The sequence below is a fragment of the Anabaena lutea FACHB-196 genome (assembly GCF_014698305.1).
Lineage (GTDB): Bacteria > Cyanobacteriota > Cyanobacteriia > Cyanobacteriales > Nostocaceae > Anabaena > Anabaena lutea.
The window spans coordinates 33,695-54,139 of record NZ_JACJST010000001.1 but is presented as its reverse complement, the minus strand read 5'-3'; the positions used below and the strand labels follow the sequence as shown (position 1 = coordinate 54,139).

Genomic DNA, 20,445 nt, shown 5'->3' with positions numbered 1-20,445 from the left:
CGCTATCGGTTCAGAATGCTTATGAAATGAAGAATAGAGAGAGGTGAGATTTTATCAAAATCATCAAATACTTATTCATAAAATTCGGTTTGTGACCTCATAAAAAGGGGAGGAGTAGAAGAAAAACCCTTACCTCGAGGTAGTTGATTTTTTCATCTGTTCCTCCGTTCCCGTGATTTTTCGGTCACAACTGGGGATTTACTATAATTTCAAATCTATAATTTGCTCTGACAGAGATTCCAGTATATTAAGTTAAAGCCGAGCAATATTCACCCTGCTGATTATCAAGGAATATACTGAGCTAGAGTTTTAGCTAAACTAGTTTTTGGTACAGCGCCCACAACAGTATCAACTTGCCGACCTCCTTTAAATACCATCAACGTGGGAATGCTACGAATACCGTAATGGCTGGCAACGGTGGGATTCTGATCTGTATTCAGTTTTACCACTTTCACCTGTCCTTCATATTCAGTAGCCACTTCTTCCACAACTGGAGATAGCATTCGACAAGGGCCGCACCAAGGGGCCCAAAAATCCACTAAGACTGGAGTCGCACTTTCCAAAACTTCTTGCTTAAATGTGGCTTCTGTGACATTGGTGACAGACATATTTGTCCTCGTGATTTAATTCACTAATTCGATATTATCGAATAAACCTGAAAGTGGGACATTTTCCCATGATCAAGGAAGGTAATCTCGATGCATTTATCTGAATTTGCTCTCAGATGAATGCCTGTGGGGTAAGTTGGTCAGACTCCACAGCGTCAATATTGAGTTGTTTAGCGATTTTACCCCAGAAACTGGTTTTTTTGGGAACTGAGTTACTTAAATCATTATTACAATCCATCTGTATCTAGAGAAGGTGTTATTACCTAACAGTTAAAATAGAGGCAGAAAAATCATGAGAGGAATTTATGATGAGCGATCGCGACTATACATTAATCCTTGATAAAAGTGGTAGTATGTCCACCCCTGACCAAGCAGGTGGTAGAAGTAGATGGGAAATAGCCCAAGAGTCTACCCTGGCTTTGGCTCGCAAATGTGAACAGTTTGACCCAGATGGACTCACAGTTTACGTCTTTTCTGGCAGATTTAAACGTTATGAAAATGTGACATCATCTAAAGTCGCACAAATATTTCAGGAAAATGACCCTGCTGGAACAACCAACTTAGCCAGTGTACTTCAAGATGCTTTGAATAATTATTTTCAACGCAAAGCTTCTGGTCAAACAAAACCCAATGGAGAAACAATTTTAGTTATTACTGATGGTGAACCAGATGACCGCAAAGCAGTATTTGAAGTCATCATTCAGGCAACTCGGCAAATGGATCGAGATGAAGAATTAGCAATTTCTATTATTCAAGTAGGTACAGATCCTCAAGCCACGAAATTTCTCAAAGCTTTAGATGATCAGCTACAAGGTGTTGGCGCTAAATTTGATATTTGCGACACCATAACTTTAGATGATTTAGAAGACATGAGCCTTGCGGATGTATTAATGAATGCAATTACTGACTAATTAGTTAATAGACATCTTGCACAAGTACATTTTATTTGCATCTGTCTACGGTTAGTTATCTCTTTCTTGTATTTTTACAAGATGTCTAAGAGAATGTTTTCGGAATATACTGCCCTGGGATTTATTTGGGAGAATATGAAAACCCAAAATATCAAATCACTCATTACTGGAGAATTATAAATGCTAGAAAATCGGGATTACACACTCATTATTGACCATAGTGCTAGTATGGCACAACTCTCTGAAAAAGGTGACAAAAGCAGATGGTTAGCATTACAAGAATCTACCTTTGCCTTAGCTCGTAAGTGTGAAGAGTTTGACACTGATGGGATCACTGTTTATCTTTTTTCTCGAAAATTTGAACGTTTTGATCATGTGACTTCAGATAAAGTAACACAGATTTTTGCAGAAAATATTCCTGATGATACGACAAATTTAGTAGGAGTTCTTCAAGATGCCATTAATAATTATTTTACCCGCAAAGCCAATGGACAAAGCAAGCCCAATGGGGAAATAATTTTAGTGATCACTGATGGTAGACAAGATGATAAGCAAGCAATATATGAAGTAATCATCAATGCTACTCACAAAATGGAACATGAGAAAGAATTAGGAATTTCTATTATTCAAGTAGGTAATGATCCTCAAGCTACAAAATTTCTTAAAGCTTTAGATGATCAATTGCAAAGTGTTGGTGCTAAATTTGATATCTGTGATACGGTAGCTTTCGATGATTTAGAAAATATGAGTCTTGTAGATGTTTTGATTAATGCCATAAATGATTGATTTTAGTTTATAAGAGTTGAGTCAAAAATGGAGAATTCATCAATGTTGGAAAATCGGGATTATACTTTGATTATCGACAAAAGCGGCAGCATGGCTACCCCAGATCAAAAGGGTGGTAGAAGTAGATGGGTAGTAGCACAAGAATCTACTTTTGCTTTAGCTACTAAATGTGATCAATTTGACCCAGATGGCATAACTGTTTATTTATTTTCTGGGAAATTCAAACGTTATGAAAATGTCACAGCTAGTAAAGTTGTGCAGATTTTTCAAGAAAATGATCCTTCAGGAACTACTGATTTAGCAGGCGTTTTGAAACACGCAACAGATGATTATTTTCAACGTAAATCAGCTAATCAAACGAAAGCTAACGGTGAAATAATTTTAGTTGTTACTGATGGTGAACCAGATGATCGTAAAGCAGTGATGAAGGTGATTATAGAAGCTTCTCGGAAGATGGATAGAGATGAAGAGTTAGCTCTTTCTTTTATTCAAGTGGGTACAGATCCCAATGCTACACGTTTTCTAAAAATATTGGATGATGAACTTCAAAGTGCTGGGGCAAAATTTGATATTTGCGACACAGTCACAATGGAAGATATGGAAGATATGAGTTTATCAGAAGTGCTACTAAATGCGATTAATGATTAACTTTACACATAATAGGATTTGCAAACATGGATTCTATTGATAAGCTACTGGCTGAAATTCAGGCTGAATATGCAGAAGTAAAAACCCAACTGCAACAGCCTCAATTACCTACAGCTAAACCATTTATTGCTTCTTCTCATAAGTCAAATTCTCTAATGGATAACTTATTAGCAGAAGTTAAAGCCGATTTACTAGAACGCGATGCTGCTGAAGAGTTGAGAAAACAGCAAGAGTTAGAACAACTCAAAGCTAAACAATTAGAAACTTTGCAAAAACAAGCCCAGGAATGGTTATCTAAATTAGATCCTTTCTCACCTGAAGGACTGTGGTTTGAACACTTTGCCCAAGCATATTCCTCAAAGTTAGAAGCAGCAATTGAGTATTTACAAACCAACGCTTAAAGAAGAGACGCACAGAGTCTTTCCAATCAGAAAGAGATTGAATCATGAATAACACAATACCCTACTTCTCTAAGAATTAGGGTATGTGAGGCTTATCGATGTATTTTAGTCTGGATGAATATGAGATAAATTCTGAATAGCCCATTCATGCATTGCATAGAGAATTGGTTTGAGACTTTCTCCTATAGGTGTCAGCGAATATTCTACCTTAGGGGGGATTTGTGGGTATATTTCTCGATGTATAATCCCATCCTCTTCCATTTCTCTGAGTTGCTGTGTGAGCATCTTTTGGGTAATTCCCGGTAAACCTCGCTGCAATTCCCCAAATCGTTTCTCACCTGAAATTAATTCTCTAATAATTAATACTTTCCAGCGTCCACCGATTACTTTGATGGTGCTTTCTACTTCACAAGTCGGCCTACTTAGACTATAGTGTTCTGCTTCTGCTTTCATAGTTACTTTTTGGGAAGTATAGTACTTTTAAGTGCCTACTATTCATAGTAATTGTACATAAGTTAAAGTCAATAGAGAAAATAAGTTAAGTCTTGTGCATCAAAAAATCAAAACAGAGACTAAAAACGCTTTACCAATTTTGAAAGGAGAACACTATGAGTCAACCTGTAGTTGCTGATAAAAAACCTGCGGTTTTAGAACTAGAAGCTGGTACTTATTACTGGTGTACCTGTGGACAATCAAAAAATCAGCCTTTCTGTGATGGTGGTCATAAAGGCAGCGAATTTACACCTCAAGCATTTGAATTAACTGAACAGAAAAAGGTGGCATTGTGCCAATGTAAATATACTGCGAATTCTCCTTTTTGTGATGGCGCTCACGCTAAACTTTAAGCTGATTTTCAAAATCAAAGTTTAACAATCTAATTGTTTTTAAAGGTGGGCATTGCCCACCCTACTATTTACTTTATCCTCAACTCCTAACTCGATACTCGGTACTCGGTACTCGGTACTCGGTACTCGGTACTCGGTACTCGGTACTTTTATGGTACTTCAATAGGAATCAAAGTATTTTCTGGTAAATAGCTGTGAAAACAACCTTCATCTGCTAATGCCAAAATTAGGCGGAGGGGATAATCGGGTGGAACTTGCAAATCTGCCCAAGGTATTGCCACTTCTAAACAATTATTTAAAGCAGCTTGAGCGCGACTAGCACGAGGATGCCATTGATAATTATCTCCTGCTTCTCGAAATTGAATTGATTGTGTGAGTAAGTTAATTTCTAAATGATGATGATATAGATAATTAACTGGTGCAGTATCTGGTACTTCTGCTAAAGGTATGGGGCTATTTACCATTGTTTTATCTGGATAATACCAGAGTAAATTTAACTCGGTTGGTAAACCTTTTCCTGGGGAAACGCCATTTTTAAAATCTATCCGCACATAAAAATTCAGGTGATCTACTCCATACCAAAGTCGTTGGATTAGGCTGCTGTTGTGCATTGTTCCCCTGGCACCGCCAACTTCTATGCGTCCGGCTTTGTCCCAGTCTTGTTCATCACCTTTACCATCAATAACTGGATGAATAAATCCTGCTGGTCGATGGTCGATTCGTGCTTCATGCGATTCTACGGCTTTTCTTAAATAGCCCGGTATGGGTTCATTTAAGGCTTTATAAATACCATACAGATGCTCTCGAAATAATTGATCAAAGATGGCATCTTGATTTGATGAATGTCCTTCACCAAACCACCAAAACCAGTCGGAACCTTCGGCGGCATATAAGGCTTCCCAAGCGGCGGGGTTGTTTTCTTCGGTAGCTTCGGGATGACTGGCTAGGACTTTTCTCGCTTCTGTTAGGTAGTCCCAAGCGCGATTTTTGGCGGGATCACCTATCCAGGTGGTGAAACTGCCATCTACCCAAGAACCGCTGTGTAGTTGTTCTCCGGGGATGGTGGCTGTGGGGGGAAACTGATCTAGGAATTCGGAGACGGTGACAAGTTTGATGTGAGGTTCGTCACTTAAGCTTTGATATAAGGTTTCTAGGAAAGGTTTACCGTCTTGGGGATAAAATTCCCAGCAATTTTCACCATCTAAGGCAATGGTCACTAACCAAGGTTGGTCGCTGGGGTTGTCTCTTTGCATTTTAGCGATCGCTTGCAAATGTCCCACTAAATCTGCCGTAGCCTGTTTTGGCGGCATCGCCCCATAGGTAAAACCAATCAAATCTGATAATCTATGGTCGCGGAATACTATGGATAAATCACCTGCTGGAGTTTGCAAACGATAAGGACGATAAAGCAGTTCTGGTTGCTGCACATTTCCCGCCCCATCCCGATGGAAAAAGTGTTTCAGTGTCCAACCTAGGACGGCTTCATCTGAGCAAATCCAATTAAATCCCTGTTTAACAATGTACGGTAAAATTTCTGGGCTGACTGACTGTTCAGACGGCCACAAACCACGGGGATTTTGCCCAAACCGGTCGTGATATAAATCCCACGATTTCTGCAAATGACGGGGAATATCTTCCACCCACTGAAAGCGACGGTCAGGTAATATCATATTTGGCACTGCTACCCGCCCAGAATTGGTATCAGCTAATAAGGGTAAAATCGGGTGGGTGTAGGGGGTTGTGGTGACTTCTAGCTGCCCTGAGTCCTGCATTTTCCGGTGTTGGGGAATAATGCGGCTGAGGATTTGGCGTTGTTTAGAATAAATACGTTGGCGATCGCTTAAAGTAAAATTCCGTCCCTGTTGCAACCAAGCTGCAATTTCCGGGTCATCCCAAAATAGCGGGTCAATCCAAGCTAGATTATGCCAAGCTAGTAAATCTCCGTAATCTGGCAATTCCCAATTTGTTAAACACCAATTTTGTCCCTTTTCCTGCCTTTGATAATACAACTCGGCGTAGCGAGGATGGGGATCTATAAGTGTGTGGTGATTAGCATCAAAAAAATGTTGAACAATAAATTCCCGCTGTTCTGTGGTCAACTTTTCCACAGGTGTCAAACTGGCTGTGAGGTAAGGATCAAAAGCAGTACCAGCAATATAATCTTCCAGTTGTAATATTAAAGATGGTACTAAATTCACCGTTTGGTGTAACTTAGGATACTTCTCTAGCAGCAATATCAAATCTAGATAATCCTTAGTACCATGCAAACGTACCCAAGGTAGACGGTAATGCTGGCTATCTGAAACCGAACTGCTGCTTCCAGGAGACTTGTACAGTGGCTGATGTTGATGCCAGATAAAAGCGACGTACAGGGGATGGGACATAGGGATTTATAAGTAATTAGGAATTTGCTAATAATGTTGAATTATGAATGATAAATTATCCAATATAACAATTCACCCAGGTAATTAATGATGGGAGATGGGTAATTGGGAAAAGGCAATAGGAAGAAGGCTCAAAGGCAGGGTGTATAGGGAAAAAATTCTCTTCCATCTCCCCATCTCCCCATCTCCCCATCTCCCCATCTCCCCAGTCCTTAGCCCTAGATAACTTGTTCGATTTCGGAAATTTCGGGAATCATTTCCTTAAGGCGGCGTTCAATACCCATTCGCAGAGTCATTGCAGAACTGGGACAAGAACCGCAAGCACCTTGCAACCGCAGTTTTACAATGGGGCCATCCAGTTCAACGAGTTCCACATTACCGCCATCAGACATCAGATAAGGGCGCATTTCATCTAATACAGTTTCAACGTTTTCAGTTGTCAGTTCCATAGTTTCCATAGTTTTAGACCTGTTAAGTTAACGATGGGTGTGAAATTGGATTTTAGGAATTTTACCCATTACCCAAAATATCCAAAATTTTCGGCTTTTGCTGATTCAAATCGATCCTAGACCCAATTGCCACTATATTGTGGGTTATCTGTTTTTGATGACGTTTCAGGAGGCAGAAGGTCGAAGGCAGAAGGCAGAAGGAGCAAATCAGAGGGGATTCGACCCCTCCTGATTTGAAGCCACTGAACTCTTTTTCAGTGGGGGTCTTAAACCCTTGCTCTTTTTCGTCGCAGCTTACGTTAAGGGTTAGTTCCCCCCAGCAAAGCTGCCCCCTAACTCCTGCCTTCGATAAAACTTAGACACCAAAAGACTTTTAGCTCTCTTACCTATCACCTGCTAAGTAGGAAGGCACAAAAAAACAGAAGTATGTAACGAAAAGTAAATTTAGCTCAAACGCTCTTCCCTTCTGCCTCCTGCCGTCTGCCTCCTGCCTTGTCATAACGATAAATTTTGCCACCTACCTACTTATAACAGCTTGATATTAGAGTATGTGAACTCAGTAATGGAGTCAGCAACCTGACTAACACCATTTTCATGCTCTTCTACAATCTGTTTAGTCATGATGTAATAGTCGCCAAATTTTTGATAGGTGTCTGTAAATTTGAGAACGCTGTTAACTTCGTTGGTTTTGGAGTTACAAAAAACTACATCATATTGACTGGCAATGTAACCAGCACCTGTATCAAAATAGTCCCAAGTATCAATGACCAAAGCCATGCGACCCATAACGCGATTTTCTTGACAAATTTTGCGATCGCGGATTTTATACTGGGAATCGATAGATTCACCTTTGACTAGAACTGTGACAGAGCCTGTTTCATCTGTTTGTCCCAATGTAAACTCATGCTGACTGTGAGACTGTTGAAAATTGTAGCGTTTGCAGCGTGTAACTGTTTCCTGTAACTGGATATAAATACCTTCTTCTATTTCTTGATCTGCAACGCCTGTAACTTCTACATCTAAGTCGCGGTTAATGTGAATCTTGCCAGTGTAAACTTCACTTCCCTGTAGCAGTTGTACATCGGCACTATAGCCAGGAAAGTTATCGTCCCAAGTGTAACGACTTTCAAAAGCAGTTTGGAATAAAACGCCTGCGGTTGTCTGAACTGTCATACAAACACTTTGACTTCACTTTTATTTAGTCTAGTCTGGGTGGTTCAATTTGGAGTTTCTATCTTATCATTCGCTAGAAGAACACAGGACTGGTTGTTGATAAAGTGGAACTGTGAACGTGACAGTTGAGCCAAGTCCCTCACCTAAACTGTAGAAATGGACTTCACCCCCCATTGCCTCTATCAGCTTTTGGGATATAGTCAGTCCTAAACCTGTGCCACCGTAATGACGAGTGCGGGAACCATCCACCTGGGAAAATAATTGAAACAGTTTATCTTGCTTATCTAAGGAAACACCAATACCAGTATCTGCCACTCGTACTTTGACAATGCCAGGTAATGCCTGTGGTTGCAGTTTGCCTTTGCTTTTTTTCAGGACTAAATCAGCGCTAATCGTGACACCACCTTCGTGAGTGAATTTAATGGCATTCCCTACCAAATTGAGCATAACTTGTAACAATCTTTGGTAGTTGCCTTGGACAATGATTTCATCGGAGGTGATAGGCATTTGCATCTGGAAACTGAGGTTTCTCATCTCCGCTTGGGGACGCGTAAAGCTTTCTACATCACTAAATAACTCATTTAGCTTAACTGGAGCGCAATCTAGCTCCATTTTGCCTGCTTCGATTTTGGCAATGTCTAAAATATCATTGAGAATATTCAGCAGATGTAGTGATAATTGGTGAGCTTCTGTCAAAAACTGATTTTGTTCTTCAGGATCATCTGCCATCCCTTCTAAAATCAGCTTCAAAAAGCCGATCATGCCATTCAGGGGAGTACGAATTTCATGGGATACATTGGCCAGAAATTCGCTTTTTAAGCGGGAGGCTTCTTCAGCCTTTTGCCTAGCTGCTTCTAGTTCTTTATATAAAGTAGCGTGAGCGATCGCAGTTCCCAGCTGATCTGCCAGTTCTTTAGTTAATTCTCGTTCTGTTTCTGTTAACAGGTAGCATTCATCGTTTAAGCTTAAGGCAACTAACCCATTTGCTTGGTCTTGATAACAAGTAGCAACCAACAAAAATTTTTGCGGCCCAGAACTTATCTCTACAGGCATCTCGATCACCATCGGTTCCAGAGTAGTCAAAGCCTGAATAAAAGCAGGCTCAGAAGATATATCTATTTCTGAGCCAAGCATAGGATCTAACTCTGGTTGGTGATACTCAGCAATTACATAGACTTTTGAGCTAGAAAGCTGATAAGGACAGATAATACAACGCTCTAGCTTGAGTACTTTTCCTAAAATGTCAACTGTTTGCTGCCAAATAACATCTAGATCCAGTGTCCTCCGGATATTTCTGGTGATTTTATTTAATAATTTTTGGTGTTGCTGCGATGCCTGTGGCACGCTAGACGAAGGCAAAGCCAGTTCTTGTTGTGAAGGCGAAATAGAAGCCTGATTCACTTCTTGAACCTTGGCTGTAGCTTGCAACAACCTACCCATCACCAAAACTGTAGTCGCGGTTTGACCCAATCGCGGCATAATCGGAGTGATTGTCAACTCCAACTCTAATAACTCCTGACTGCATTTAAACCAGCACTGAACCCTTTCCGGGACTAAGCTTGTCAAAATCCGGTTTAATCTTTCCAGATAAGCAACTTTATCCACCGGAGTAAAGTTTTCACTCTCATTGAGCGCATCAACTCTTTTCTCAGTCTTTAAATCTAGGAGTTCGCTATGCTGCCAATCAAATGACAAATAGCGCCCAGTCCGATCTTGCGTATATACCAACTCGGAGCCGAGAGTTAGTAATGCGCCATTCGTCGTGCGGGGAATAGATTCCCGATTCTGAGAAAATAAATTCGGCAATTGGGTATTTGCAGTAATAGTCATTAATCGAGTTGGATAGACAAATTGCTTTCCACCGTAGTTGTACTAAAGCTGCTTAAATTTTGGCATAAACTTTTACAGCTTTTACATTTTCGATTGTGTATTTTTGACTTTTCCGGAATCTAGCACCTTAAAATTTACATTTCTTATTATTAGGGGGATTGGGGAAATGGGCGACGCGGTGACGCGGAGATAAAGAAATGGGGGGACGCGGAGAAATAATTACCTCCTGCACCCTGCCTTCAGCATAGCTGCCTCCTGCCTTCTGGTGATTGATCGCCAATTTCAATCGTTCCATTCCCCGCGAGGAGGAACTGGTGTCCGCACAGGGGTGCGTGTTAGCTCATCATCTCTAGGTACATCACCCCGCAACCATTGGCGGATAGCTACCTCAATCACTTTACTTGGGTCATTGGTAAGATGCTGAATTTGTTCTATTAACTCGGAGTCTAGGCGAACGGCTATTTCTACCTTATCGGGGTGTTTGTTTTCCGCATCGGTAGGTTTTTCTTGCATATTCATGGGTTTAGATGCTCTGAAATGGTTTTGTCCAAAGCTTTGTCAAGCAGTTATATTCATGATTCAGGCTATTTCACTGCACAAATCAAATATTTAAATAAAAAGCGCAGTTACATAACTACCCGAAATAGTACCAAAATAACAACGTCAGGTTTTAAGTCGCAATTTTCATATAACTCGCTAGACAGTAGCTCACCTCTCTAGAAGTTGTGTCAGTAAATCAGTAGTTGCAGGTAATTACCGTTGGCAATTACTTATTATCCCTAAGTGTAATTAATTTATATTTATTGTAAGCCCCTAGTTGATTAATTCCAGCAGCTATCAATAGAGTTTCATAATATCCTTAAAAATTCACCTACCCTTGTGAGGATGGAGAGATGGGGAGATGAGGGGACGCGGAGATGGGGAGATGGGGAGATGGGGTGACGCGGGGATGAGGGGACGCGGAGATGGGGAGATGAGGGGACGCGGGGATGAGGGGACGCGGAGAAAATGAAGAATAACTTAATTACCAATGACCAATGACCAATGACCAATGACCAATTACCCATTACCCATTACCAAAGAAAGCATTAAAATACATGAAGTAAATAGCTTTCACTTTGGTTTGCTTTTAGCAAAGATAGTATATGACTGACGTTCCCGCAGTTCGCATTCGCAATTTTTGTATTATTGCTCACATTGACCACGGGAAATCCACTCTCGCTGATCGCCTACTACAAGCCACTGGCACTGTAGAAGACCGACAGATGAAGGAACAGTTTCTCGATAATATGGATTTGGAACGGGAGCGCGGCATTACAATTAAGCTGCAAGCTGCCCGGATGAATTATACAGCTAAGGACGGCCAGCAGTATGTATTAAACTTAATTGATACACCGGGACACGTTGACTTTTCTTATGAGGTGTCGAGAAGTCTGGCAGCTTGTGAAGGCGCTTTGTTGGTTGTAGATGCCTCCCAAGGTGTAGAAGCTCAAACACTGGCAAATGTGTATTTAGCTCTGGAACATAACCTAGAAATTATTCCAGTTTTGAATAAAATTGATTTGCCAGGAGCAGAACCTGACAGGGTAATTGGTGAAATTGAAGAAATTATTGGTTTAGATTGCAGTGGAGCAATTTTGGCTTCTGCTAAAGAGGGAATTGGTGTTCCTGAAATTTTAGAAGCAATCGTTGAGCGAATACCACCAGCACCAGATAAAGTTGATGAACGCTTACGGGCGTTGATTTTTGATAGCTACTATGATAGTTACCGGGGGGTAATTGTTTACTTCCGGGTGATGGATGGTAGTGTGAGAAAGGGCGATCGCATTTACTTGATGGCATCTGGTAAAGAATACGATATTGATGAGATAGGCGTTCTTTCTCCCACCCAAAAGCAAGTTGAAGAACTACACGCTGGGGAAGTGGGCTATTTAGCCGCATCAATTAGGGCTGTAGCTGACGCACGGGTAGGAGACACCATTACCCTAGTTAAAGCCAAAGCCACAGAAGCTTTACCTGGTTACACCGAAGCCAACCCAATGGTTTTTTGTGGGATGTTCCCCATTGATGCCGATCAATTTGAAGATTTACGGGAAGCTTTAGAAAAGCTAGAACTGAATGATGCTGCACTCCATTATGAACCGGAAACTTCTAGCGCGATGGGGTTTGGCTTCCGGTGTGGGTTCTTGGGCTTGCTGCACATGGAAATTGTCCAAGAACGCTTAGAGCGTGAGTATAACCTAGATTTAATTATCACAGCCCCTTCGGTGGTTTACAAAGTCATCACCAACAAAGGTGAGGAACTGTACATTGATAATCCTAGCCGCCTACCCTCTCCCAATGAACGGGAAAGAATAGAGGAACCCTATGTCAAAGTAGAAATGATTACGCCGGAAACTTACGTTGGCTCTTTAATGGAGTTATCGCAAAATCGCCGGGGTATCTTCAAAGATATGAAATATCTCACCCAAGGGCGTACTACACTCACCTATGAGTTACCTTTGGCAGAAGTAGTCACAGACTTTTTTGACCAGATGAAATCGCGATCGCGTGGTTATGCCAGTATGGAATATCATCTCATTGGCTACCGTGAGAATCATTTGGTGAAGTTGGATATCATGATTAATGGTGATCCGGTGGATTCTTTAGCGATGATTGTTCATAGAGATAAAGCCTACAATGTTGGCAGAGCAATGGCTGAAAAGCTCAAAGAACTAATTCCCCGTCATCAATTCAAAGTCCCCATTCAAGCTTCTATTGGCAGTAAAGTTATTGCTAGTGAACATATCCCGGCTATGCGGAAAGACGTATTAGCTAAATGCTACGGTGGTGATATTAGCCGGAAGAAGAAACTCTTACAGAAGCAAGCCAAGGGTAAAAAGCGGATGAAAGCTGTAGGTACTGTGGATGTACCCCAAGAAGCTTTTATGGCTGTGCTGCGTTTAGATCAAAACTAAGATTACCGAACCAGGGAAAACCTTCAATAATCGTCGGTTAAGGGGGGAAAAGGAAGAAAAAACCTTGACCCTTTAACCTTTCCCTAAACCAACTTACTAAATCCAGGTTCTGAACTGAGATTTTGCCTTAATTACATATCCCTACCGAAACTGTCGGTACTATTACGAATTACGTTGGCGGTAGCCTGCCGTAGGCATTATTACGAATTACGAATTACCCTGCGGTTCTATTCCCAAAGCTCTTAACTGCGCTTCTAGTTGTGCCGTGCGTTGTTGAGCTAATTCGGCTTCTTGTTTTGCGGTTTGAGCTTCCTGTTTTGCGGTTTGAGCTTCCTGTTGAGCTTGTTTTGCGCTTTCTGTACCTGTAGGGAGAATGTTTCCCGCTTTGTCGCACCAACGCAACCAAATATCTTGTTTTCCCTCAAATACTCCTTCCCACAAAGTTAAACCTAAACCTACTTCTGGAAAATAGAAATCATCGGTTTCTAAATATTGTCTAATTCCTAGTTGATAAGTACGCAGTAGCTGATCTCCCAACATTCCCAAAGGATCAAATATGGCGTAATACCAGACACCCATGCGAGCATAGTCTTTTAATTTAGAACCTAATTCATTGCCTTCGCGATTAGAAACAATTTCAATCACTACATCTGGCGCTTTACCAAACTGCCAATTAAAATAACTCCGGTTTTTCTTCTCTCCCCAATTTTCCGGCATGGTGACATCTAAACTGAGGAAAACATCCGGTACAAGCGGGGGTAAACCGATGTTATAAAAAACTCCCACATTGGCGGCGGCGATAAAGGTTTGTGACTCCGTGGGAGGAAGCCATGCATTATATAAAACTTCTGTCAATAGACGCTGTTGTTTTTCAGAAAGAAAATTATCCACTGGGGTATCATCTTCAGTAATTATCTGGCTGATATCGGGTTCAGCAGCAAGTTCGGTTGAAAAAGCCTGTTGTACCATGATGAACCGCCTACTTGTATCGGTTTGGGTTTCTATAATTTAGTTTATCCTCTGAGAGTGAGCAGTGCGATTGCCTCCAGCACTGCACTCCGCACAATCGCACTCTTTAGGTATTTTCCAATCCAAGAGTTCCCTAATTTTGACAACTCTGATAAGCTTTATCAAAAAACATTAAAAAATTCAAAAATTTTATTAACCACCCTTATGCTAATTGCCAGACTTGTATTTTGAGTTAAATATAGTTTTTTAAAAGTTTTTTAAGTTTTGTAAATCATCGGGGAGTTGTAAATGAAGATACTAGTACTGAGTTGGGAATTTCCGCCCAGGATAGTAGGAGGAATTGCCCGTCATGTAGCAGAATTATACCCAGAACTCGTTAAGCTAGGGCATGAAATTCACCTAATTACACCTGAAGTTAGACAAGCATCGTTGTATGAGATAGTTGAAGGAATTCATGTTCATCGCGTACCAGTTTCCCCAAGTAATGACTTTTTCCACTGGGTAGTCAATCTCAACGAAAGTATGGGACATCACGGTGGTAAGTTGATTATGGAGGAAGGGGGATTTGATATTATCCATGCCCATGATTGGTTAGTTGGAGATGCTGCGATCGCTCTCAAGCATACCTTTAAAATCCCCCTCATCGCTACCATCCATGCGACTGAATACGGCCGCTATAACGGTATTCACAATGAAACTCAACGCTACATTAGTGATAAAGAAAATTCTTTAGCTTATAACGCTTGGCGCATTATCGTTTGTACTGAATATATGCGTGGGGAAGTTGGAAGAGTGCTACATAGTCCTGGCAACAAAATTGATGTTATTTATAACGGTATACGACCAGAAAAGAAACAGCACCACGCAGATTTTCATGCTCAAGATTTCCGCCGCCAATTTGCCGATGATCATGAAAAAATCGTTTATTACCTGGGTCGCATGACCTATGAAAAGGGTGTATCCGTATTACTTAATGCTGCTCCCAAAGTACTTTGGGAAATGGGAGGTTATGTTAAATTTGTGATAGTTGGTGGTGGTAATACCGACCATCTAAAAAGCCAAGCTTGGGATTTAGGAATTTGGGACAAATGCTATTTTACAGGTTTTCTATCTGATGATTACTTAGATAAATTCCAAACCATTGCTGACTGTGCAGTTTTTCCTAGTCTTTATGAACCCTTTGGTATTGTTGCGTTAGAAAGTTTTGCTTCTAGAGTACCTGTAGTAGTTTCCGATATAGGTGGTTTTCCTGAAGTAGTGCAACATACAAAAACGGGAATTACCACTTGCGTTAACAACTCTGATTCCCTCGCTTGGGGAATTTTAGAAGTTCTGAAAAATCCAGGTTATGGACAATGGTTGGTGGATAACGCTTATGAAGATTTAGAACGACGTTTTAGTTGGCCGAAATTAGCTAAACAAACAGCAGTGGTTTATGAGAGAGTGGTAAGAGAGCGATCGCAGGCATCGCCAAGTAATTGGTAGTTAAACACCCAGGAAAAGTGAGGTTTTCCCAGATTAGCACAGAGAATTAATAATTACTCTGCAATTTATAGCGCAAAAAAACACTACAAACCCTGTACGCTGGGAATTTTACCCTTTCTGATGAGAGAGTTAGTAGTAATTGCTGTTTGCGCCAAAAGATGAGTATGACAAGAGCATTCCCAAATATGGCAAAGCGTTTGAAGAATGCAAGAACTACGCTGTTGAGGATGGTAAACCGCATTATAGACCGTCTGACAGCAAACTTGAAGCGCTATTTTCGAGATATAACTACCGATGTCCGTCCTCCCGCAGCTAAAACTGGTTATCAATTGCCCCTTTTAGCTGGCCCTGTGCATAATTTGGGTGGGGGTGGTAATGATGTCGATGACGCTATCCAGTGGATGATTAACAGTGTTAGGGGAGGTTCTAACTCCGACACGAAAGTTAATGTTTTAGTGATTCGCGCTGCTGGTGACGATGATTACAATCAGCTAATTTATCGCATGAGAGGGGTAAATTATGTTGAAACTTTAATTATTAGTAACAGACAAGAAGCGAACAGAACGGATATTTTTGATAAAGTCAGAAATGCTGGTGTAATTTTCTTTGCTGGTGGGGATCAATGTGAATATATTCGCAACTGGAAAAATACAAAATTAGAAGTTGCTGTCAAATCAGTTTACGATAAAGGTGGTGCTATCGGTGGCACTAGTGCAGGTGCAATGATTCAAAGTGAATTTGTTTATGATTCTTGCGCTTGTGAAGATAGTATTGAAAGTGCAGAAGTACTTGATGATCCCTATCGCAATGTTACCTTTACCTATAACTTTTTTCAGTGGAAGTATTTGCGAAAAACCATCATTGATACTCACTTCGATGAACGGAAAAGAATGGGCAGAATTATGGTTTTTATTGCCCGTCAAATTCAAGATGGTGTATCTGCAACTGCATTAGGTATAGCCATTAGTGAAGAAACATCTTTGCTGGTGGATAAATACGGTATTGCGAAAGTTATGGGGAGAGGTGCAGCATATTTTGTCTTAGGAGATCATCCCCCAGAAGTCTGTCAACCTGGAACTCCTTTAACCTATTCCGATTATAAAATTTGGAGAGTTCCCAGAGGTGAGACATTCGATTTAAATAAATTACCGTCAAAAGGTTATTATCTCAGAAGTGTGAAGCGGGGAAGGTTTGACTCAGATCCTTATTGAGTAATCATTGAAAATACACAAATAATTTAGGTTGTAGGGGTTTAGCAATGCGCTTTATCCCTACTCTATTTTCATTCTTATAATTATAGGTTTTATATAAATTCTTCAGGAGTAACTTGTGCTTGTTTGAGAATACCGCTTAATGTACCTACCTTTTAAATTTTTCTTAAAAAACCCCTATCTATTCAAGAAATCGGGGTTCTGGATTTACTAACAACTAACTACTGAGGAACTTCTTAAACTTTTCACAGTAGAAATCAAATGTTCTGCAACGGTGTCGATTTCCTCAGCAGTATTAAATCTACCAATTCCAAACCGTACCGAAGCATAAGCTAACTTTTCCGAATTTCCTAACGCTGTCAGCACATAGGAAGGTGCAACATTATTTGAAGAACAAGCAGAACCAGAAGAAACTGCCATAATTGGTTGTAAACCTAGAGAAAGTGCAGCACCATCTACACCCTCAATACTAATATTCAAATTTCCTGCTAATCTTTTTTCAGGATGTCCATTTAAATGAATTCCCTCGACAGTAGATAACTGTTTCCACAATCTTGATCTTAATTCCCTCAATCGCTGATTTTCTGTTTCTTGTTCTGCTAAAGCAATTTCTACAGCTTTACCAAAACCAACAATTTGCGGTGTATATAACGTCCCAGAACGCATACCCCGTTCATGTCCTCCCCCATGTTGTTGGGAAGCAAGTTTAACTCTAGGGTTGCGTCTGCGAACATATAAAGCACCTATACCCTTGGGTCCATATACTTTATGGGCTGTGAGAGACATTAAATCAATGTTCATCTCTTCCACATCTAAGGGAATTTTACCAATTGCTTGGGCTGCATCTGTATGAAAAATAATTTGACGTTGACGGCACATTTCTCCAATTTCTGTTAAAGGTTGTAAAACCCCAATTTCATTATTTGCCGCCATCACAGATACTAAAATTGTATCATGCCGTAAAGCTTTTTCTAACTGATTTAAATCAATTAATCCATCTTTTTGAACAGGTAAAACTGTCAGACCAAAACCGAGGCTTTTTAAATATTCACAAGGATCTAAAACTGCTTTATGTTCCGTTGCCACAGTCACAATATGTTGACCTTTTTGGAAATAAGCTTCTGCTACACCTTTGATAGCTAAATTATTAGCTTCTGTTGCACCACTCGTAAAAACAATTTCTTCGGGTGTAGCGTTAATTGCATTGGCTAAAATTCCCCGTGTTTGTTGAACAGCGGCTTCTGATTCCCAACCGTAAACATGACTAATACTAGCTGCGTTACCAAACTTTTCGGTAAAATAGGGAATCATTGTGGCTAGTACCCTTTCATCAACGGGTGTGGTAGCGTGACAATCGAAATAGATAGGACGACTGGACATAGTTAATTCAAAGTGAAGTCAAAATTTAACCTAGTTTTTGTAAGATTTTGAGAACTTGATCAAGTTCATTTTCTCGTTTGGACAAAGTGAATTTATCACACACATCATAGGTGGGTATATCTTGTTGAATTTTTGTACTGGGATAAATTGAACCATATTCAGACAATATAGGTGATATTTATATTGTAGAAGAGATGGATGATAATGTTATTTTATTTACATGAACGAGTGCTAAAAAGTTAAAATTACTTAACATTTTGCCAATCAATGATAAGTTGACCGTAACACAAATAACAAAAGCCCCGGAAAAAGTGGGGCGATTTTATTTAAATATTGCTAATTTATATACAAGAAACAAGGATTAAATTTTCACTTGGTCTTGTGAAGTCTTGAGGATTCTTTTGAGAGAAGTTTTCTTTACTAATCTGGCAGCTTGGTTAATCTCTAACCACAGCCGTTCTCTATGCATGGCCTCTGGCCAATCTTCTAAGACTGTCTCTACTGGTAACAAAAATAAATTTACTTGATAGATATTACCACCTTTACGATATTTATAAGCACCGACTTTCTCATTATTCACCTGACCAACTACTCCTGCTTCCTCCCACGCTTCTTTGGCCGCTGAATCGTAAGGACTCATTCCCTTGCAAACTCCTCCTTTAGGAATTACCCAGCTTTGACTTTTACGAGTGGTAATCAATAAAATTTCGACTTTTCCATCTTTGACACGATATGGAATAACTCCTGATTGTTTCAAAACTTTGTTGGGTTTTTGGCTCATGGGAATGTATTCCTAATTAATCATTTACTAAATTTTAGTTATTTTAAGAGCGATCGCGTTATAGTCAATCTGTCTTTAGGGTTGTTTCCCCAAAGTTGGCAATATTGACTATCAATTCATCGCCTTTAGTTACATATTTCACTAGCTTAACAGCTTCTTCCGTATAATATTTGACCAGAATTATTGAATCTTAGTTTTTAATCATCACTGCTTCACTGAGATAAAATCCTATTTGATGTATGTATTTATTTATTCACGTCTTGTACCTTCTCAATGAGGGTTGGTGGGCATTGCCCACCCTACCAAATCATTAGGTTTTTAGACTTAAACAAATTTAAAAGGATCTACTCTCCCCAAAACAGCCATATCTTCTGCATCTAATTCTACAGGAATGCCACTGCGAATTAGTTCTGAAAAATCTTCATTAGGAACCATAATCGTCAGTGTATAAAGACGATTATCACCTGTGTTTTTAATCAAATGAGTGCCTGTAGGCGGTACTAATAAACTATCTCCAGCTTTGATTGGTACTGTTTTACCATCACAAATAGCAACTCCTTCTCCTTTGAGAATAAAAAACATTTCCAATGCCCATTGATGACGATTTGCTGGCGTTTGTCCACCGACATCAAATATTTCTACACAACAAGTCAAAGAAGTATTAGCAATTGTGGAATCAAAGATAATTGCTAATCGATTAGAATCACGGGGGCTGATGCGGTATGCTTGGTAATCTTGGGGAGATTTAATAACCGGAATTACACAACGAGTAGCATACATAATATTTGGTGATTGGTGATTGGTGATTGGTGATTGGTGATTGGTAATTACGAATTACGAATTACGAATTATTGCTGTTTTAATTGCTGAGGAATCTGTCACAAAACCGAAGCATTGTTTGACATTATATAATGTAGCTAACCAACAATATTCAGGGGATGTTGTGGCGGTGCAGTCTCTGACTAAGATGCAGTCATATCCTAAAAAGTTGGCATCACATAATGTTGTTAAAACACATTGGTCAGCATTGACACCTGCAAATAATATTGTCCTTATTCCTAAGTTCCGCAGAATACTATCTAAGGGCGTATCCCAAAAACCACTCATTCGATATTTATCAACGCGAATATCATCTGGTTGCTGTTCGAGTTCGTCTACTACTGCTGCTGCCCAACTACCTGCTTCAAGTACTTTAGCACTGTTGCTGGGAAGAGGATGACCCAATCCTACACCATCACCTGTAGGATTATAGACATGGAGTAAAGCTGAACTAATATTTAGTAAATCAGGTCGATTTCCCCAATTTAGCCAAATTATAGGTACGTCAGCCGCCCGTAGTTGTGGTAATAATTTTTGTAAAGGTTCGATGGGTTGACGGGCTGGGGTGACATCTACGCCGATATGCGCCAACCAACCATCAGGATGACAAAAGTCGTTTTGCATATCAATAATGATAATGGCGGTTTTTGCCAAATCAAGGCGCAAAGTTTTGGTTTCTGTGGATAAAATCACGGATTGTGGGGTTTTTTGCGGACGAGTAATATCTGCAAAATCTTGATTCACTCCCCAAGCATTTGGTGCAACTCCTAAAGTCCGAAGCGGTAGATTCATAAATGCCAACACCTAA

At 40.2% G+C, this 20,445-nt stretch carries 20 protein-coding genes; 8 read left to right on the top strand and 12 right to left on the bottom strand.

The annotated features are described in order from the left end of the window. Positions 1-284: 284 nt before the first annotated feature. Entirely contained in the window at positions 285-608 is a 324-nt protein-coding gene (trxA, locus tag H6G59_RS00275; RefSeq protein ID WP_190711178.1) for a thioredoxin, read from the bottom strand. A 305-nt stretch (positions 609-913) separates the two neighbouring features. Here trxA and H6G59_RS00270 point away from each other — a divergent pair, with 305 nt between their 5' ends. The 4 genes from H6G59_RS00270 (at position 914) to H6G59_RS00255 (ending at position 3,354) form a co-directional block, all read left to right on the top strand. Then, positions 914-1,519 (top strand): vWA domain-containing protein, encoded by a 606-nt coding sequence (locus H6G59_RS00270; protein WP_190711177.1) that lies wholly within the window; start codon positions 914-916, stop codon positions 1,517-1,519. A gap of 180 nt (positions 1,520-1,699) precedes the next feature. Next, complete coding sequence (locus H6G59_RS00265; protein WP_190711176.1) at positions 1,700-2,305, top strand: vWA domain-containing protein; 606 nt, start codon at positions 1,700-1,702, stop codon at positions 2,303-2,305. A 42-nt stretch (positions 2,306-2,347) separates the two neighbouring features. After that, positions 2,348-2,953, top strand: coding sequence for a vWA domain-containing protein (locus H6G59_RS00260; protein ID WP_190711538.1), 606 nt, complete (start codon positions 2,348-2,350; stop codon positions 2,951-2,953). A gap of 26 nt (positions 2,954-2,979) precedes the next feature. Beyond that, positions 2,980-3,354 carry a salt stress protein, Slr1339 family gene (locus H6G59_RS00255; RefSeq protein WP_190711175.1) on the top strand — a complete coding sequence of 125 codons (375 nt, stop codon included), beginning with the start codon at positions 2,980-2,982 and terminating at the stop codon, positions 3,352-3,354. Positions 3,355-3,459: 105 nt separating this feature from the next. Here the strand turns inward: H6G59_RS00255 and H6G59_RS00250 are convergent, their stop codons facing one another. Then, the gene (locus H6G59_RS00250; RefSeq protein ID WP_190711174.1) at positions 3,460-3,807 is read right to left on the bottom strand and encodes a winged helix-turn-helix transcriptional regulator; all 348 of its coding nucleotides are present in this window, start codon (positions 3,805-3,807) and stop codon (positions 3,460-3,462) included. A 155-nt stretch (positions 3,808-3,962) separates the two neighbouring features. Here H6G59_RS00250 and H6G59_RS00245 point away from each other — a divergent pair, with 155 nt between their 5' ends. Continuing rightward, positions 3,963-4,199, top strand: coding sequence for a CDGSH iron-sulfur domain-containing protein (locus H6G59_RS00245; protein WP_190711173.1), 237 nt, complete (start codon positions 3,963-3,965; stop codon positions 4,197-4,199). A gap of 149 nt (positions 4,200-4,348) precedes the next feature. Here H6G59_RS00245 and H6G59_RS00240 read toward each other — a convergent pair whose 3' ends face one another. From H6G59_RS00240 to H6G59_RS00220, 5 genes are all read right to left on the bottom strand, one after another. After that, a complete protein-coding gene (locus H6G59_RS00240) occupies positions 4,349-6,583 on the bottom strand; it encodes a glycoside hydrolase family 57 protein (protein ID WP_190711172.1) in 2,235 nt (744 codons plus the stop codon). Positions 6,584-6,801: 218 nt separating this feature from the next. Beyond that, on the bottom strand, positions 6,802-7,032 hold the full coding sequence (locus H6G59_RS00235) for a NifU family protein (RefSeq protein ID WP_026103970.1): 231 nt from the start codon (positions 7,030-7,032) through the stop codon (positions 6,802-6,804). A gap of 525 nt (positions 7,033-7,557) precedes the next feature. Further along, on the bottom strand, positions 7,558-8,205 hold the full coding sequence (locus H6G59_RS00230) for a DUF3386 domain-containing protein (protein WP_190711171.1): 648 nt from the start codon (positions 8,203-8,205) through the stop codon (positions 7,558-7,560). A 66-nt stretch (positions 8,206-8,271) separates the two neighbouring features. Then, positions 8,272-10,035, bottom strand: coding sequence for a GAF domain-containing hybrid sensor histidine kinase/response regulator (locus H6G59_RS00225; protein WP_190711170.1), 1,764 nt, complete (start codon positions 10,033-10,035; stop codon positions 8,272-8,274). A gap of 282 nt (positions 10,036-10,317) precedes the next feature. Beyond that, entirely contained in the window at positions 10,318-10,554 is a 237-nt protein-coding gene (locus H6G59_RS00220; RefSeq protein WP_190711169.1) for a hypothetical protein, read from the bottom strand. 626 nt (positions 10,555-11,180) lie between these two features. Here H6G59_RS00220 and lepA point away from each other — a divergent pair. Next, on the top strand, positions 11,181-12,992 hold the full coding sequence (gene lepA, locus H6G59_RS00215; protein WP_190711168.1) for a translation elongation factor 4: 1,812 nt from the start codon (positions 11,181-11,183) through the stop codon (positions 12,990-12,992). A 207-nt stretch (positions 12,993-13,199) separates the two neighbouring features. Here lepA and H6G59_RS00210 read toward each other — a convergent pair whose 3' ends face one another. After that, complete coding sequence (locus H6G59_RS00210) at positions 13,200-13,961, bottom strand: Uma2 family endonuclease (protein ID WP_190711167.1); 762 nt, start codon at positions 13,959-13,961, stop codon at positions 13,200-13,202. Positions 13,962-14,249: 288 nt separating this feature from the next. Between H6G59_RS00210 and H6G59_RS00205 the strand changes: the two genes are divergently transcribed. Both H6G59_RS00205 and H6G59_RS00200 read left to right on the top strand, forming a co-directional pair. Beyond that, the gene (locus H6G59_RS00205; protein WP_190711166.1) at positions 14,250-15,446 is read left to right on the top strand and encodes a glycosyltransferase family 4 protein; all 1,197 of its coding nucleotides are present in this window, start codon (positions 14,250-14,252) and stop codon (positions 15,444-15,446) included. Between the two features lie 164 nt (positions 15,447-15,610). Further along, positions 15,611-16,657, top strand: coding sequence for a cyanophycinase (locus H6G59_RS00200; RefSeq protein ID WP_190711165.1), 1,047 nt, complete (start codon positions 15,611-15,613; stop codon positions 16,655-16,657). A gap of 210 nt (positions 16,658-16,867) precedes the next feature. Here H6G59_RS00200 and H6G59_RS00195 read toward each other — a convergent pair whose 3' ends face one another. The 4 genes from H6G59_RS00195 to H6G59_RS00180 all read right to left on the bottom strand — a co-directional run bounded on the left by H6G59_RS00195 (position 16,868) and on the right by H6G59_RS00180 (position 20,429). Then, positions 16,868-18,037, bottom strand: a complete 1,170-nt coding sequence (locus H6G59_RS00195) for an IscS subfamily cysteine desulfurase (protein ID WP_190711164.1) — start codon at positions 18,035-18,037, stop codon at positions 16,868-16,870. Positions 18,038-18,398: 361 nt separating this feature from the next. Then, positions 18,399-18,818, bottom strand: coding sequence for an NUDIX hydrolase (locus H6G59_RS00190; protein WP_190711163.1), 420 nt, complete (start codon positions 18,816-18,818; stop codon positions 18,399-18,401). Positions 18,819-19,142: 324 nt separating this feature from the next. Next, complete coding sequence (locus H6G59_RS00185) at positions 19,143-19,598, bottom strand: cupin domain-containing protein (RefSeq protein ID WP_190711162.1); 456 nt, start codon at positions 19,596-19,598, stop codon at positions 19,143-19,145. A 54-nt stretch (positions 19,599-19,652) separates the two neighbouring features. Beyond that, entirely contained in the window at positions 19,653-20,429 is a 777-nt protein-coding gene (locus tag H6G59_RS00180; protein ID WP_190711161.1) for a cysteine hydrolase family protein, read from the bottom strand. Between the last annotated feature and the right edge of the window lie 16 nt (positions 20,430-20,445).

Coding starts and splice junctions, on each gene's coding strand:
- H6G59_RS00180 (WP_190711161.1), bottom strand. CDS start 20,429: ATGAATCTACCGCTTCGGACTTTAGGAGTTGCACCAAATGCTTGGGGA.
- H6G59_RS00185 (WP_190711162.1), bottom strand. CDS start 19,598: ATGTATGCTACTCGTTGTGTAATTCCGGTTATTAAATCTCCCCAAGAT.
- H6G59_RS00225 (WP_190711170.1), bottom strand. CDS start 10,035: ATGACTATTACTGCAAATACCCAATTGCCGAATTTATTTTCTCAGAAT.
- H6G59_RS00205 (WP_190711166.1), top strand. CDS start 14,250: ATGAAGATACTAGTACTGAGTTGGGAATTTCCGCCCAGGATAGTAGGA.
- H6G59_RS00270 (WP_190711177.1), top strand. CDS start 914: ATGATGAGCGATCGCGACTATACATTAATCCTTGATAAAAGTGGTAGT.
- trxA (WP_190711178.1), bottom strand. CDS start 608: ATGTCTGTCACCAATGTCACAGAAGCCACATTTAAGCAAGAAGTTTTG.
- H6G59_RS00190 (WP_190711163.1), bottom strand. CDS start 18,818: ATGAGCCAAAAACCCAACAAAGTTTTGAAACAATCAGGAGTTATTCCA.
- H6G59_RS00250 (WP_190711174.1), bottom strand. CDS start 3,807: ATGAAAGCAGAAGCAGAACACTATAGTCTAAGTAGGCCGACTTGTGAA.
- H6G59_RS00220 (WP_190711169.1), bottom strand. CDS start 10,554: ATGAATATGCAAGAAAAACCTACCGATGCGGAAAACAAACACCCCGAT.
- H6G59_RS00200 (WP_190711165.1), top strand. CDS start 15,611: ATGACAAGAGCATTCCCAAATATGGCAAAGCGTTTGAAGAATGCAAGA.
- H6G59_RS00255 (WP_190711175.1), top strand. CDS start 2,980: ATGGATTCTATTGATAAGCTACTGGCTGAAATTCAGGCTGAATATGCA.
- lepA (WP_190711168.1), top strand. CDS start 11,181: ATGACTGACGTTCCCGCAGTTCGCATTCGCAATTTTTGTATTATTGCT.
- H6G59_RS00260 (WP_190711538.1), top strand. CDS start 2,348: ATGTTGGAAAATCGGGATTATACTTTGATTATCGACAAAAGCGGCAGC.
- H6G59_RS00195 (WP_190711164.1), bottom strand. CDS start 18,037: ATGTCCAGTCGTCCTATCTATTTCGATTGTCACGCTACCACACCCGTT.
- H6G59_RS00265 (WP_190711176.1), top strand. CDS start 1,700: ATGCTAGAAAATCGGGATTACACACTCATTATTGACCATAGTGCTAGT.
- H6G59_RS00210 (WP_190711167.1), bottom strand. CDS start 13,961: ATGGTACAACAGGCTTTTTCAACCGAACTTGCTGCTGAACCCGATATC.
- H6G59_RS00240 (WP_190711172.1), bottom strand. CDS start 6,583: ATGTCCCATCCCCTGTACGTCGCTTTTATCTGGCATCAACATCAGCCA.
- H6G59_RS00245 (WP_190711173.1), top strand. CDS start 3,963: ATGAGTCAACCTGTAGTTGCTGATAAAAAACCTGCGGTTTTAGAACTA.
- H6G59_RS00230 (WP_190711171.1), bottom strand. CDS start 8,205: ATGACAGTTCAGACAACCGCAGGCGTTTTATTCCAAACTGCTTTTGAA.
- H6G59_RS00235 (WP_026103970.1), bottom strand. CDS start 7,032: ATGGAACTGACAACTGAAAACGTTGAAACTGTATTAGATGAAATGCGC.